This is a genomic window from Paenibacillus barengoltzii NBRC 101215 (assembly GCF_004000745.1).
Classification (GTDB): domain Bacteria; phylum Bacillota; class Bacilli; order Paenibacillales; family Paenibacillaceae; genus Fontibacillus; species Fontibacillus barengoltzii.
Window position 1 is genome coordinate 1 of sequence record NZ_BILV01000106.1, and the last position, 14,960, is coordinate 14,960.

At 52.4% G+C, this 14,960-nt stretch carries 13 protein-coding genes; 12 read left to right on the plus strand and 1 reads right to left on the minus strand.

Annotated elements, in window-relative coordinates:
- The first annotated feature begins 539 nt into the window (after positions 1-539).
- The 7 genes from PBA01S_RS21170 to pssA all read left to right on the plus strand — a co-directional run bounded on the left by PBA01S_RS21170 (position 540) and on the right by pssA (position 8,624).
- Positions 540-998, plus strand: coding sequence for a CtsR family transcriptional regulator (locus PBA01S_RS21170; protein ID WP_036646393.1), 459 nt, complete (start codon positions 540-542; stop codon positions 996-998).
- Between the two features lie 71 nt (positions 999-1,069).
- Positions 1,070-1,594, plus strand: coding sequence for a protein-arginine kinase activator protein McsA (gene mcsA, locus PBA01S_RS21175; RefSeq protein WP_009226605.1), 525 nt, complete (start codon positions 1,070-1,072; stop codon positions 1,592-1,594).
- Between the two features lie 12 nt (positions 1,595-1,606).
- Positions 1,607-2,665, plus strand: a complete 1,059-nt coding sequence (gene mcsB / locus PBA01S_RS21180; RefSeq protein WP_127576679.1) for a protein-arginine kinase McsB — start codon at positions 1,607-1,609, stop codon at positions 2,663-2,665.
- A gap of 33 nt (positions 2,666-2,698) precedes the next feature.
- Complete coding sequence (clpC, locus tag PBA01S_RS21185; protein ID WP_028540157.1) at positions 2,699-5,143, plus strand: ATP-dependent protease ATP-binding subunit ClpC; 2,445 nt, start codon at positions 2,699-2,701, stop codon at positions 5,141-5,143.
- Between the two features lie 238 nt (positions 5,144-5,381).
- Positions 5,382-6,749 carry a DNA repair protein RadA gene (radA, locus tag PBA01S_RS21190; protein WP_085279079.1) on the plus strand — a complete coding sequence of 456 codons (1,368 nt, stop codon included), beginning with the start codon at positions 5,382-5,384 and terminating at the stop codon, positions 6,747-6,749.
- Positions 6,750-6,762: 13 nt separating this feature from the next.
- Positions 6,763-7,839 (plus strand): DNA integrity scanning diadenylate cyclase DisA, encoded by a 1,077-nt coding sequence (gene disA / locus PBA01S_RS21195; protein ID WP_028540159.1) that lies wholly within the window; start codon positions 6,763-6,765, stop codon positions 7,837-7,839.
- Between the two features lie 50 nt (positions 7,840-7,889).
- On the plus strand, positions 7,890-8,624 hold the full coding sequence (pssA, locus tag PBA01S_RS21200; protein WP_085170940.1) for a CDP-diacylglycerol--serine O-phosphatidyltransferase: 735 nt from the start codon (positions 7,890-7,892) through the stop codon (positions 8,622-8,624).
- A gap of 124 nt (positions 8,625-8,748) precedes the next feature.
- Here the strand turns inward: pssA and PBA01S_RS21205 are convergent, their stop codons facing one another.
- Positions 8,749-9,144 carry a nucleoside triphosphate pyrophosphohydrolase family protein gene (locus PBA01S_RS21205; RefSeq protein ID WP_016310692.1) on the minus strand — a complete coding sequence of 132 codons (396 nt, stop codon included), beginning with the start codon at positions 9,142-9,144 and terminating at the stop codon, positions 8,749-8,751.
- Between the two features lie 202 nt (positions 9,145-9,346).
- Here PBA01S_RS21205 and PBA01S_RS21210 point away from each other — a divergent pair, with 202 nt between their 5' ends.
- The 5 genes from PBA01S_RS21210 (at position 9,347) to cysE (ending at position 14,903) form a co-directional block, all read left to right on the plus strand.
- Positions 9,347-10,435, plus strand: a complete 1,089-nt coding sequence (locus PBA01S_RS21210; protein WP_016310693.1) for a PIN/TRAM domain-containing protein — start codon at positions 9,347-9,349, stop codon at positions 10,433-10,435.
- Between the two features lie 73 nt (positions 10,436-10,508).
- On the plus strand, positions 10,509-11,219 hold the full coding sequence (gene ispD / locus PBA01S_RS21215) for a 2-C-methyl-D-erythritol 4-phosphate cytidylyltransferase (protein ID WP_127576680.1): 711 nt from the start codon (positions 10,509-10,511) through the stop codon (positions 11,217-11,219).
- 185 nt (positions 11,220-11,404) lie between these two features.
- Positions 11,405-11,893, plus strand: a complete 489-nt coding sequence (gene ispF / locus PBA01S_RS21220) for a 2-C-methyl-D-erythritol 2,4-cyclodiphosphate synthase (RefSeq protein WP_016310695.1) — start codon at positions 11,405-11,407, stop codon at positions 11,891-11,893.
- A gap of 78 nt (positions 11,894-11,971) precedes the next feature.
- Positions 11,972-13,432 carry a glutamate--tRNA ligase gene (gene gltX, locus PBA01S_RS21225; protein WP_127576681.1) on the plus strand — a complete coding sequence of 487 codons (1,461 nt, stop codon included), beginning with the start codon at positions 11,972-11,974 and terminating at the stop codon, positions 13,430-13,432.
- Positions 13,433-14,243: 811 nt separating this feature from the next.
- A complete protein-coding gene (cysE, locus tag PBA01S_RS21230) occupies positions 14,244-14,903 on the plus strand; it encodes a serine O-acetyltransferase (protein WP_127576682.1) in 660 nt (219 codons plus the stop codon).
- The last annotated feature ends 57 nt before the right edge of the window (positions 14,904-14,960 follow it).

The window sequence follows — 14,960 nt, forward strand, 5'->3', positions numbered from 1 at the left end:
TGATACAACCAAGATTAACAATTAATTGAATACCATGTCACTTTAGATGCAAGGCTAGTGGCACTTTTGCAGTTATTTTGGCCAAACGGCCACTTCCGCACCCCAAAACTGTATTTTTGCAGGAATCGCACACAAAAAGTGAAAGACCACACATGTCCAATAGGCACCAACCGTGCAAGGTTCTCATACGCTTTAGCACGAATATTTTGTAAGCGCAAAGTCCACACTGGAACTGAAACTGTAGCCCCTCTTGGCAAATCATCAAATTATGGTATAATGTTTATAAAGTCAAAGAAAGTCAAAGTCAACAGAACCGGGTCACGGTGCGCCTTATCGGCGACTACCATCATCCGGTACGCTACACATAGGACATGATAGCATCTGTTTGACCTTGCAATGTGCTTCTTCGCCCATGGCAAGCAACCGATTTTGACGATTGCGATGTGCCTCCAAGCCAAGACGCGCATCCATTCTTGACGACTTTTAGTGGTGTCAAACCGCAACATGAGATACACGTATGGAATAATGGAGGATGAGTGATGCGTAATATCTCCGATATCATCGAAAAATATCTCAAGAGTATTTTGCATGAAAGTCCTGAGGGGATTATAGAGATTCAACGTAACGAACTTGCCGACCAATTTTCCTGCGTGCCGTCGCAAATAAACTATGTCATCAGCACCCGTTTTACTCTGGAGAAAGGGTACCTGGTCGAGAGCAAGCGCGGCGGTGGCGGTTATGTTCGGATTCGGCGCCTTCAACTGCCGGGACCATCATCGCTGCACACCCACTTGCATGAAACGATTGGGGAAGAGATCGGGCAATCTGCGGCGGAAGGATTGATTTATCGCCTGGAGGAAGCCCGTATTTTGACCCCTCGGGAGGCCGCAATGATGCGCTCGGCGATATCCCGCGATGTGCTGGCAGTGAAACTGCCGTATCGCGACCAGATCCGGGCAAGAATGATGCGAGCGATGTTAATCTCATTGTTGAGTTAACAGCATGATGTAACACAAATACAGGTTTAAGGATCTGCTGTCTTAGTCTATCCCGTAAGGAGGGACGTGCGATGCAATGCCAAGAATGCGGCAAACGCCCGGCAACCTTGCATTTTACGAAAATCGTGAATGGCGAGAAAACGGAGTTTCACTTCTGTGAAACCTGCGCCAGGGAAAAAGGGGAGCTGATTCCCGGCACCTCGGGCGGCTTTTCGATTCATAACCTGCTGTCGGGCTTCCTTGATTTAGGTCCGGCGACCAAAGGTCAGATCTCCGGGCACAGCACACCAGAACATCTGCGCTGCGAAGAATGCGGTATGACGTATTCCCAGTTCAGCAAAATCGGGCGTTTTGGGTGCAGCTCTTGTTACAAATATTTTAATGATCGTCTGGATCCGCTGTTTAAGAAGGTCCACGGCAATACCGTTCATGTCGGGAAGGTGCCAAAACGGATCGGCGGTCATATTCAAGTCAAACGTAAGCTCGATGATCTTCGCCGTGAGCTGCAATACCGAATTCTCCAAGAGGAATTTGAGGTAGCTGCAGCCCTGCGGGACCAAATTCGTGAGCTTGAGAAGAACTTATCTGCAGAATAGGAGGGATGTAGGGTGACCAATCTCCGATTTACCGAACAGCCGCTGAGCGAATGGATGAGCCGCAAAGGGAAAGAATCCGATATCGTCATAAGCAGCCGGGTACGGATCGCCCGCAACATCCTGCACCATCCCTTCCCGATGTTGGCCACCAACACGCAATCGGAAGAGGTGCTGAATCTGCTGCAGGGGGTTCTGAGCGATAAAGCACTCCAGGCTCACGGCAAGCTATACCCAGTGCATCTGGCAGACTTGGATGAATTGGATAAACGAGTACTGGTTGAGAAGCATTTGATCAGTCCAAATCTGGCGAACGACTCCAGAAATGGAGCGGTCTTCATCAGCGAAGATGAGAGCCTGAGCATTATGGTGAATGAAGAGGATCATTTGCGCATTCAGTGTTTATATCCGGGACTCCAGGTTCAAGAGGCATGGGAAAAAGCGACGGCAATCGACGACATTTTCGAATCCCATGTGGACTATGCCTTCGACGACCGGCGCGGGTACTTAACCAGCTGTCCGACAAATGTAGGTACCGGACTTCGTGCTTCGGTCATGATGCATTTACCGGCACTGGTGCTGACGCAGCAGATCGGCCGCATTTTATCAGCGGTATCGCAGGTCGGTTTAACCGTCCGCGGGATCTACGGCGAAGGCAGTGAAGCGATGGGTAACTTGTTTCAAATCTCAAATCAGATTACACTAGGACAAAGCGAATCTGAGATCATTGAAAATTTATACGGCGTGGTTCTTCAGATCATTCAGCATGAGAAAACGGCGCGTGAGAAGCTGATCAGCGAATCGCGGCTGCGCATGATGGACCGGGTGATGCGCTCTTACGGGATTTTGTCCCAGGCGTACATCATCGACTCGAAGGAAGCCGCCCAGCGGCTGTCGGATGTACGACTTGGCGTTGACTTAGGGTTGATCGAAGGTGTATCTACTCAAGCGCTAAATGAATTGAACGTCATGACGCAACCCGGTTTTTTGCAGAAGAAATTCAGCAGCAGCATGTCCCCGGCGGAACGGGATATGTACCGCGCCAAACTCATTCGGGAACGAATGGGGAAATAACGGGTAGTACCAACTATGGAGGTGTAGGAGAAGATGATGTTTGGAAGATTTACGGAGCGTGCGCAGAAGGTGTTGGCACTAGCTCAAGAAGAAGCCGTAAGACTCGGACATAATAATATCGGAACAGAACACGTACTGCTCGGTTTGATCCGTGAAGGCGAAGGCATCGCCGCCAAAGCATTGATCGGATTGGGTCTGGGACTTGAGAAAATACAGGATGAAGTGGAAACGCTCATCGGTCGCGGACAAGAGCAACCGACCAATATCGCTTATACACCGCGTGCCAAGAAAGTGATCGAACTGTCTATGGATGAAGCGCGTAAACTCGGCCATACGTATGTTGGGACAGAGCATATTTTGCTCGGCCTGATTCGTGAAGGGGAAGGCGTAGCGGCCCGCGTGCTGAACAACCTGGGCATCAGCTTGAACAAAGCGCGTCAGCAAGTGCTGCAGCTGCTGGGCAGCAGTGAGGCCGTATCCAGCCATCACGGCACTCCAACGAACGTGAATACCCCAACGCTGGACAGCTTGGCCCGTGACTTGACGGCTGCGGCGAAAGAGGGCAATTTGGATCCGGTGATTGGCCGCAGTAAAGAAATCGAACGGGTAATTCAAGTGCTCAGCCGCCGGACGAAGAACAATCCGGTGCTAATCGGGGAACCGGGCGTCGGGAAAACCGCCATCGCGGAAGGTCTCGCGCAAAAGATCATTAACAACGAAATTCCGGAGACGCTGCGTGACAAACGCGTCATGACCCTGGATATGGGCTCCGTCGTTGCCGGTACGAAGTATCGCGGCGAATTTGAGGACCGTCTGAAGAAGATCATGGACGAAATCCGTCAAGCCGGGAACATCATCCTCTTTATCGACGAGTTGCATACGCTGATCGGGGCAGGCGGCGCAGAAGGCGCGATTGACGCTTCGAACATCTTGAAGCCGGCGCTGGCTCGCGGCGAGCTGCAATGCATTGGTGCAACTACATTGGATGAATACCGGAAATATATCGAAAAAGACGCCGCGCTGGAACGTCGTTTCCAACCGATCACAGTAGATCAGCCATCGGTCGAAGAAGCGATCCAAATTCTGCACGGGCTGCGTGACCGCTATGAAGCGCACCATCGGGTGAAAATCACCGACGAAGCGATTGAGCAAGCGGTTAAACTGTCCGACCGCTACATCCAAGACCGCTTCCTGCCGGATAAAGCGATCGACCTCATTGACGAGGCGGGGTCTAAAGTAAGGCTCAACTCTTACACGGTACCGCCGAATCTGAAACAACTGGAAAGCCGCCTGGAGGATATCCGCAAGGAGAAAGACGCGGCGGTGCAAAGCCAGGAATTCGAGAAAGCGGCAGCGCTTCGCGATACAGAACAGAAGATTCGTGAAGAGCTCGACATGACGAAGAATCAATGGAAAGAGAAACAAGGACGGACCGATTCCGAAGTGACGCCGGAGGATATCGCCCAAGTTGTTGCCAGCTGGACAGGAATTCCGGTGAACAAGTTGAAGGAAGAGGAAACCGAACGCTTGCTCAACATGGAGAAAATCCTGCATGAGCGCGTCATCGGGCAAGAGGAAGCCGTGAAGGCGGTCAGCCGGGCGATCCGCCGGGCACGCGCAGGACTTAAAGATCCGAAGCGTCCGATGGGCTCCTTTATCTTCCTGGGTCCAACCGGGGTAGGTAAAACCGAGCTTGCTCGCGCACTGGCCGAAGCGATGTTTGGCGATGAGAACGCGGTAATCCGGATCGATATGTCTGAGTACATGGAGAAACACTCCACCGCTCGTCTTGTCGGTGCGCCTCCAGGATATGTCGGATATGAAGAAGGTGGTCAGCTGACTGAAAAAGTACGCCGCAAACCGTACTCCGTTGTCCTGTTGGACGAAATCGAGAAGGCACATCCGGAAGTATTTAACATCCTGTTGCAGGTGCTGGAAGACGGCCGGTTGACCGACTCCAAGGGCCGCGTAGTGGATTTCCGCAATACGCTGATCATCTTGACCTCGAACGTGGGCGCTGATGCGATCAAACGCAATACACGTCTCGGATTCACGGCGGTTCAAGATGCGGGCGCGGATTACGAGAACATGAAGGGCAAAGTGATGGAAGAGCTGAAGAAGAGCTTCCGTCCGGAGTTCCTGAACCGGATCGACGAAATTATCGTCTTCCATTCGCTCGAGGAGCAACATATCGGTCAAATTGTCACCCTGATGTCCGAAGAACTGCGTAAACGCCTGCGCGAATACGATGTTGACTTCACGCTGACCGATCGGGCGAAGGCGTTCCTGGCTAAAGTGGGCTACGATCCTGCGTACGGGGCACGTCCGCTCCGCCGGGCGATTCAGAAGCATATCGAAGATCGCCTGTCCGAAGAACTGTTGACCGGTAACGTGAAGAAAGGCGATTCGTTGACGATTGACGAAGAAAATGGCGAATTGAAGGTCGAACGTACGGGAACGTTCATCAAAAATGCGTAACTTGTGTAAAAAAATGTTGGTAAATCCTTCAAATCCGTAACGTTAAAGCCGATGAAATAATTGAAAGGCAGCTTCCAAAGCGATGCTTTGGGGCTGCCTTTTTTGAATCCTGCCGCCATGGCGGCCGTAACCTCCATAGCTTTCGATCCAAGCGAAAGGGTGGTAAAATTTTAGTAACCCTTAAGATACGGTGTCTGCTAAGTCTGTTAAATATTGCAGAGGCGAGAAGGAGAGATAAATGGTTAAAGTAAAACATAAGTTTTTATGCTCCGATTGCGGTTATGAATCGCCCAAATGGTATGGAAAATGCCCGGGTTGCGGCGCTTGGAACTCCATGGTCGAAGAAGTGGAGAAGCCCGTCAAAACGCAGGGAATGACTTCCGGGATTTTTCATGCGAAAGAAAAGCCGGAATCGATCATAAATATAGAGAGCGGCAAAGAACCGCGAATTCAAACAGGCATCGGGGAATTAAACCGGGTGCTTGGCGGCGGTGTCGTACCGGGCTCGCTGGTCCTGGTCGGGGGAGACCCCGGTATCGGGAAATCGACCCTGTTGCTGCAGACTTCGCATGAAATGGCACGCAGCGGCCTGAGAGTCTTGTATATCTCAGGGGAGGAATCTGTCCGCCAGACGAAGTTACGGGCGGAACGGCTGGGAGCCTTGTCTGCGGAACTGTTCGTCTTGTGCGAAAGCAGCATGGACGGGATCGAAGAAGCGATCGAACAAGTTAAACCAGACTTCCTGGTGATCGATTCGATCCAGACGGTTTACTTGCCGGAAGTGACTAGCGCCCCCGGAAGTGTATCCCAGGTGCGGGAATGTACAGCGAGGTTTATGCGAATTGCTAAAGGGCAAGGCATCGCTACGGTTCTGGTCGGTCACGTGACCAAGGAAGGGGCGATCGCCGGACCTCGTCTGCTGGAGCATATGGTCGATTGCGTATTGTATTTCGAAGGCGAACGGCATCATTCCTATCGGCTGCTGCGGGCCGTGAAGAACCGCTTTGGTTCGACGAATGAAATAGGGATTTTTGAAATGAACGAATCCGGCCTGGCGGAGGTAGCGAATCCGTCGGAGCTGTTTCTATCCGAGCGACCGCTCGGCGTGGCGGGCTCCACCGTTGTAGCCAGCATGGAGGGGACGCGCCCGATGCTGGTCGAGCTGCAGGCCTTGATTTCCGCCACCCATTTTCCTTCGCCAAGACGGATGGCCACGGGGGTAGACTATCAGCGGATGAACCTGATCATCGCCGTCCTTGAGAAGCGAATGGGGATGTTCCTGCAAAATCAGGACGCATACGTCAACCTGGCCGGCGGGGTGAAGCTGGATGAACCGGCGGTTGATCTGGCCATCGCGGTAAGTGTAGCCTCAAGCTTCCGCGACCTCCCAACGAAGCCGTATGACGTGTTCTTTGGAGAAGTGGGGTTGACCGGCGAAGTACGGGCGGTTTCCCGGGCGGAGCAACGCGTGAAAGAAGCGGCCAAGCTGGGCTTTAAACGCGTCATTTTGCCGGAGAAGAGCATGAAAGGGTGGAAAGGTCCGCAAAGGATTGAATTAATAGGTGTAAATACCGTTGCAGATGCGCTAGCTGTTGCGTTAGATTAGGGGGCATTAGATCATGAAGGAAACTACCCATGCAGAGAAAATGAACGAATTGCTGAAACTTGTCGCACCGGGAACGGCTTTTCGTGACGGACTCGAGAACGTGTTACGGGCCAAAACCGGTGGTCTGATTGTGGTTGGTTACAGCCCGGAGGTCATGGAAGTCGTTGAGGGCGGCTTCTCCATCAACTGTGATTTCTCGCCGAACTATCTCTATGAGCTGGCCAAAATGGACGGAGCCATTATCCTTAGCGAAGACTTGAAGCGGATACTGTATGCCAATACTCAACTGATCCCCGACTCCTCGATTGCTTCCTCGGAAACAGGGATTCGGCACCGTACGGCTGAACGGGTGGCCAAACAGACCGGTAAGCTGGTCGTCTCCATCTCCCAGCGCCGGAACATTATCACGCTGTATCAAGGGGGATTGCGATATGCCCTGAAGGAGATCGGCGTGATCCTAACGAAGGCGAACCAGGCGATTCAGACGTTGGAGAAGTACCGCTCCGTTCTGAATCAAGCCTTAACGAACCTGACAGCTTCCGAGTTCGAGGAGCTTGTCTCCTTGCCAGAGGTGATTAACGTCATTCAACGGGTGGAAATGGTCATCCGGATCAAGATGGAGATCAAACGGTTCATCAATGAATTGGGAACCGAGGGACGTCTGATCAGTATGCAGATGGAGGAACTGGTCAGCAACATGGAGGAAGAGGCCTGGCTGTTGTATAAGGACTATGCCAAGGATGACAGCGACGAAGCGATTCGAGAAATTATTATGGGGCTGAAGCGCTCCACCGACGATGAACTGCTGGATGATAACCATATTACGAAGCTTTTGGGCTATCCTTCTTCCGCCGCAACTTCAGAGGAGTTGATCTCACCGCGGGGGTATCGCGTGTTAAACAAAATTCCGCGTTTGCCCAATGTCATCATTCACAACCTGGTCGAACGGTTTGGCCGTTTACCCAATGTGATGATGGCCAGCATTGAGGAGTTGGATGAAGTTGACGGGATCGGCGAAGTGCGAGCACGCTCCATCAAAGAGGGGCTCAAACGCTTGCAGGAACAGGTATTCATTGACAGACAAATCTAAATCACCTATCATCAATGAATGGTTCAGGAATATCTACTCGAGGTGAAGAGATGATTACAAAATCCCTTCCGAACCTGTTTACCTTAGGTAACATGGTTCTCGGAACGCTGGCGATTCTGCTGGCAATGGAAGGCCGATTTAGCATGGCCGCCATTATGGTAATTGTCGCGATGCTGCTCGATGGGTTAGACGGACGGGTTGCCCGTGCGCTGAACGCCCAAAGCGAGTTCGGCAAAGAGCTCGATTCCTTATCGGATCTCATTTCATTTGGTTTGGCTCCAGCACTGATTATGTACATGATTTCCTTTCACAGCATTCCTTCCGGCGTCGCTTGGGCAGTGACGATCATCTTCCCGATGTGTGGGGCGTTGCGACTGGCCCGGTTTAACGTTCAGAAGGGAGCTCCAGGATACTTCATCGGGTTGCCGATTCCGGCTGCAGGTGGAGTTCTGGCAACACTATCGTTGTTTTACCGGGAAATTTCGGCGCCCTACTTCGTGGTATCTATGCTTCTGTTATCGTATTTGATGATTAGCACGGTCAGATATCCGAATTTCAAGAAGATCGGCTTACCGAAGCGAACTATTGTGTATACGCCGCTGGTTGTAATTTTTGCAGTGGTGATCGCCGTCGTATTTCCGGACCAGACAGCGAAGTTGATTTTTATCCCGTTGGTGATTTACGCGGCATACGGTCTTCGGCAGAACATCAACCGACTGCTTCGCCGCAAACATCAGGACGATGAAGATAATGACGCTCAAGAAGTGTATCGTCCCAAACAATAAGAACAACCAACAATCCCGCTAATAAGAAAAAGGCATGGATCTCCCGCGGGCGGAAAGGATCGATGCCTTTTTGATTTCCTCTTATACAATTGCATGTTCCCCATAACCTAAGTACAAGATACCCTTACGATAAGTTAAAAAAACCCAGCGTGGCACATTTCTGCGATTCACGCTCCACGATCTCTTCCATGTTAATATCCAGCAAATTGCAAAGGGCGGACATATAGAAAAGGTTGCGTCCAAGCTCATTGGTGATGACATCCCGGCAATTCTCGCACAGTTCCCCATGGACGTGCTTGGCGATCGTTTCCTTGGCTTGTTGCAAATTCATGCCTGGCTCGAAGTCTTGCTTGGTGGCGTGCAGCTCGATGCAACCGCATTCGGTTACGGATTTGGTTACAGAACGGACAGCAGCTGCGTTGGTTTGTCCCATCTTCGACAAGACATCCAACAGGCTGCGGTGACGGAGCAACAGTTCAGAAACTTGTTCTTGAAAAGACTGTAGGCTTGGTGCGCTCATTTTCCATCCACCTCAATATTATGAATTGAATTCATTATATTCCACCTTTTCCTTCAAGATCAACCTGAAATCCCATCGTTATGGGGCGCATTCGGATTTTCGTTGGTGCTTTTTTGGAAAAAAATAGAGGTCCAGGATTAGGTGCTTTGAAATTGGTTCATACTGGCTAAAGAAGATACTTATTCAGGAGGTGAAGAGAGACGTGCTGAAAAAATACTCGATGATTTTAGCTGGTTTATGCGGGGCCTGGTTCGGTTATACAACCGGCGGCTTGTCCGGTGTGTTGCCGGGGGCTGCGAGCGACTGGTTTCGCGAAATGAACCCGATCGCAGCGAATTTAATCTGGGCTGCGGCCGGTGCGCTACTGTTCTTGTTCCTGTTCTCTATGGCTGCAGACGTCGTTTCTTCCAAAGTAAAAACGTGGATCGCTGCTTTAACGCGAATCCCGATGAATGAAATGGCTGCCGGTGCGGCCGGATTGACTGCGGGACTTCTTCTTTCCTTAATGGTCTACCCCCTGCTGTCCTGGCTCGGCACGCTGGAGAGCATGGCGCAATTCGCGGTATCGGCGCTGTTTGGTTACATTGGGCTTTACGTTGGGCTGGCGAAGAAGGAAGAACTGTCCTCGCTTTGGAAATCCGGGAAGTGGGGGACACCTGCTCCGGAAGAGGAGCGTTGGGCTGAGGAACACAAAATTTTGGATACGAGCGTGATTATTGACGGACGGATTGCCGACATCTGTAAAACCGGCTTCATCGAAGGAACGATTGTCATTCCGGAGTTCGTGCTGGAGGAGCTTCAGCATATCGCCGATTCCTCGGATTTGCTCAAGCGAAACCGCGGGCGGCGGGGGCTGGATATCCTGAACAAAATCCAGAAAGAACTGGATGTGAAGGTGATGATTTATGAAGGGGATTTCGAGGAAATCTCCGAGGTGGACAGCAAGCTCGTCAAACTAGCCAAGGTCCTGCAAGGGAAGGTCGTAACCAACGATTTTAACCTCAACAAGGTGTGTGAGCTGCAGGGCGTATCTGTGCTGAACATTAACGATTTGGCCAATGCGGTCAAACCGGTCGTGCTGCCTGGTGAAGAAATTATGGTTCAGGTGATCAAGGACGGCAAGGAGCATGGACAAGGGGTCGCTTACTTGGATGACGGGACGATGATCGTCGTCGAAGGCGGACGCGACTACATCGGCACCATTACCGAAGTGCTGGTGACCAGCGTGCTGCAGACCTCGGCGGGACGAATGATTTTTGCCAAACCAAAACTGTTGGAAAAAGCCCAGTAATTCGGTATGATGGAATTAACTGCGCTGCGTTTGGTTGCGGTGCGGTTGAATTCAGTTAAAGGTGAGGCAGATCATGACAGGGTTGCAAGCAAGCGGCGATACGGGAGTCATCGTGGTGGCGGCAGGCCGCGGCACACGAATGGGGACGGCAGAGAGTAAGCAGTATCTTCTGCTGGACGGGAAGCCGATCTTTATTCATACGCTGGAGGTGTTTCGGCGTCATCCATGGATCTCGCAAATCGTGCTTGTTACCGGGAAGCAAGATGTGGACCGGTGCCGGTCATGGATTACCGAATATGGCATAGGCGAACAAATACAGGTTATTCCGGGCGGGGCTGAGCGTCAAGACTCGGTACGCCAAGGCTTGCTGCATCTCAGCACTCCTTGGGTACTGGTGCATGACGGCGTCCGCCCTTTTGTCACGAGTGAGCAAATCACGGCTTGCTGCGAAGCCGTCAGAACGCATGGCGCGGCCGTCCTCGCCGTACCGGTGAAGGATACGATCAAGCAGGCGGACGCGCAGGGCTTTGTCGCAGCGACCCCGGATCGGCGCAGCCTGTGGGCGATACAGACACCGCAGGCTTTTCGGCGTACCGACCTGCTGGCGGCCCATGAGCGGGCCGTGGCGGAAGGCTTCGTCGGTACGGACGACGCGATGCTGGTCGAACGGCTGGGCATCCCCGTCAAGCTGGTGGAAGGGGCCTATGACAATATTAAAATCACGACGCCTGAGGACCTGGATTATGCGGAGTTTGTCCGGAGGAAGAGACTGCTTCGTGATTAAAAGATAGTCAGGTTTTAAGCACCGAGAAGGTTGGATGAAGGAAGGAGCGAGTAGCGGAGCGTAGGTAGATCCTACGTGAGCAACTCAAATGTTTCCGCAGGAAACATACTTCGAAAGCATACGCTTCGACTGACACTTCCTCGAGTTGCTTCGTGATTAAAAGATGACTGGGAGAGGGTAGAAGGATGTTTAGAGTAGGACAAGGCTTTGACGTGCATCAGCTCGTGGAGGGCAGGCCGTGTATAATCGGCGGGGTGCATATCCCGTATGAGAAAGGCTTGCTGGGGCACTCGGACGCCGACGTGTTGTTGCATGCGATCAGCGACGCCATTTTGGGAGCGCTGGGGTTAGGAGATATCGGCCGCCACTTCCCGGATACCGATCCAGCGTTTAAAGACGCAGACAGCGTGGTGTTGTTACAGCACGTATGGGATATGGCAGTTGAGAAAGGCTATCGCATCGGCAATCTGGACGCAACGATCATTGCACAAAAGCCGAAAATGGCTCCGTACATCCCGCAAATGGTGGAGGTTATTGCCCGCACGCTGGGTGCACAGCCGGGGCTCATTAATGTAAAAGCTACGACCACCGAGCAACTCGGATTTACCGGACGCGGTGAAGGCATTGCGGCACAATGCGTTGTCTGTCTGGTTCAGAATGTGTTATCATCATAAGCTTGTGAGGTTATATTTTCGCTAACTATAAGGATAGAGCCTTGACGGCAACGTCATAAAATTAGGGAGGGGATTGGAATGGCTGAAGTACGCGTGCGCTATGCGCCGAGTCCAACGGGTCATTTACATATCGGGAACGCCAGAACGGCGTTGTTTAATTATTTGTTTGCCAGACACCACGGGGGCAAATTCATCATCCGTATCGAAGATACAGACGTGAAACGCAATGTGGCCGGCGGTGAGGAGAACCAGCTGACCTACCTCAAGTGGTTGGGCATGGACTGGGACGAAAGCGTGGATGTCGGTGGAAACTACGGACCGTACCGGCAAACAGAACGTCTGGATTTGTATCGCCCGCTGGTGCAAGATCTGCTGGACCGGGGGCTGGCTTATCGTTGCTACTGTACGGAAGAGGAACTGGAAAAAGAACGCGAAGAACAAATGGCGCGCGGAGAGACGCCGAAATACTCCGGGAAATGCCGTCATCTGACGCCGGAGCAACTGGCTGCGTACGACGCGGAAGGCCGCCAATACAGCATTCGTTTCCGTGTACCGGAAGGCCGTACGTTTAAGTTCGACGATTTGGTGAAAGGGCCAATTTCGTTTGAATCCGACGTCAGCGGAGATTTTGTCATTGTGAAAAAAGATGGCATTCCGACCTACAACTTCGCCGTTGTGCTGGACGATCATCTGATGAACATCACGCATGTGCTGCGCGGGGAGGACCACGTATCCAATACGCCTCGTCAGTTGATGATCTACGATGCGTTTGGTTGGGAGCCGCCGGTATTTGGGCACATGACGCTGATCGTTGGGGAGAACCACAAAAAGCTAAGTAAACGCGACGAATCGGTCATCCAATTTATCGAGCAGTACGATCAACTCGGTTATTTGCCAGAAGCGATGTTTAATTTTATCGCCCTGCTGGGCTGGTCGCCGGAAGGGGAAGAAGAGATTTTCAGCAAGGACGAGCTGATTTCGATCTTCGACGCGAACCGCTTGTCGCGCAGCCCGGCGGTGTTTGATACGAACAAGCTGGCGCACCTGAATAATCATTACATCAAGAACGCCGATCCGAAGCGGATCGCTTCGCTGGCCATCCCGCATTTGCAACAGGCAGGACGGCTTCCGGCGGAGCTGTCGCCGGAGCAGCAAGCATGGGCCGAGGCGCTTGTGGCGTTGTATCAAGAGCAAATGACGGCCGCTTCAGACATCGTGGAGCTGTCGGAGTTGTTCTTCCGCAGCGAGCTGTCGGTGGACGAAGAAGCCGCTGCCGTGCTGGCCGAGCCGCAAGTGCCAAACGTACTGTCGACGTTCTTGGCTAAGGTAGAAGGCCTTGCCGACTTCAGCGTGGAGAACATCGGCGCTGCCATCAAAGAGGTACAGAAGGAGACGGGCAGCAAAGGAAAAGGCTTGTTCATGCCGATCCGCGTGGCACTGACCGGGCAAATGCATGGCCGTGACCTGAACCAAACGATTTATCTGCTGGGCCGGGATAAGGTCATTGAGCGGTTGAAGGCACGTATCGCTGCTTTGTAGGGGCGGCGTAGGAATGCTCCGTGTTGGCAACACGGCCCAGGTGGGCCGATTAAGGTTGCCAACAGCTGTCCAAGTCGCCCCATATCCGGCCGGCTTGTGCGCACGACGCATAGCACTATTGCGCTAACGCTTGCCACAGCACTTATTTAGGCGAAACGGACCGATTTTCTGTTCTAACGCTTATCAGAGTGCTTATTGTGGCAAATTAGGCCCATTTCCTTGCTGAAATCAAGGAATAAGGTGTCTGGCAAGCGTTAGCGCTGAATGTACCCTCTTTTTGCTCGAATAACGTCTGTGATCAGCGTTAGAAGGGATACATTTTTTCCGGGCTACCATTGTCAGTAGGACGTCCATTAGGTAATATTAATGCAGATAGACCTTGCAACTAGAACCATGGCGGCAGACCGCCGTCTTTAGAGCCAAAATGGCATAGATCGGGAGAAGTACGCGATCAGCCGTATCGACCAGAGAGGATAACCGGGACCCTTCAGAGCGGACCACGCAAAGAAGATACCAGGCTGGAAGTTATCTGGATATGTGCTGGCGGAAATGCACCCGGGAGCCGCGAATGCGAACACGCCTTGAATAAGGCGAGGTAGCTTTCGCCGTTTTGTCCGCGTTAAGGACTTTAAGAGGGAGGAGTCACCTTAAGAGCAAAGCTTGGTTGAGCCTGTAATGGACATCAACCGCCCCTAAAGGCGAACTCATCCAAAGCAGAGTGGAACCACGTCGTCAGGCGTCTCTGCAGCGTAAGCTGCAGGGACGTTTTTTTTAATTCTGTTTGCGATAGGAAAAGAAGGTGGGGAAGACTATGTTCAAGAGAATCCGATCCGATATTCAGGCGGTGTTCGACAATGACCCTGCGGCACGCAGCTGGTTCGAAGTGATCTTTACCTATTCCGGTCTGCATGCGATTTGGAGCCACCGGATTGCGCACTTTTTCTATCGTCACCGCTGGTATACAACGGCACGCATCATTTCGCAGGTGAGTCGGTTTTTTACCGGCATTGAAATTCATCCTGGAGCGCGAATTGGAAATCGGCTGTTCATTGACCATGGTATGGGCGTCGTCATTGGGGAAACTTGCGAAATTGGGGACGATGTGGTTATCTATCAGGGAGTCACGCTGGGCGGCAGCGGAAAGGAAAAAGGCAAACGGCATCCAACCGTCGGCAACAATGTCGTGATCGGTTCGGGGGCGAAGGTCCTGGGGTCGTTTAAGATCGGAGATCAGGCGAACATCGGAGCAAACTCGGTGGTTCTGAAGGAAGTGCCTGCCGGCAGCACCGTGGTTGGCATCCCGGGCCGAGTGGTTCGCCAGGACGGCAAACGTCTGGATCGGCTCAGCCATCAACTGCCGGACCCAGTCGTCGACGCAATGCGCGAGATGCAGCGTGAGATTGAGCAGTTGCGCGGCGAAGTCCGGGAGCTCAAGCAACAGCTGCGTGAGAAGCAGCCGACGGAAATGTAAACGGGTTTGGCTGAACGTGCTGATTATGCTGAACGTGCTGATTGTGCGACCTGCGTC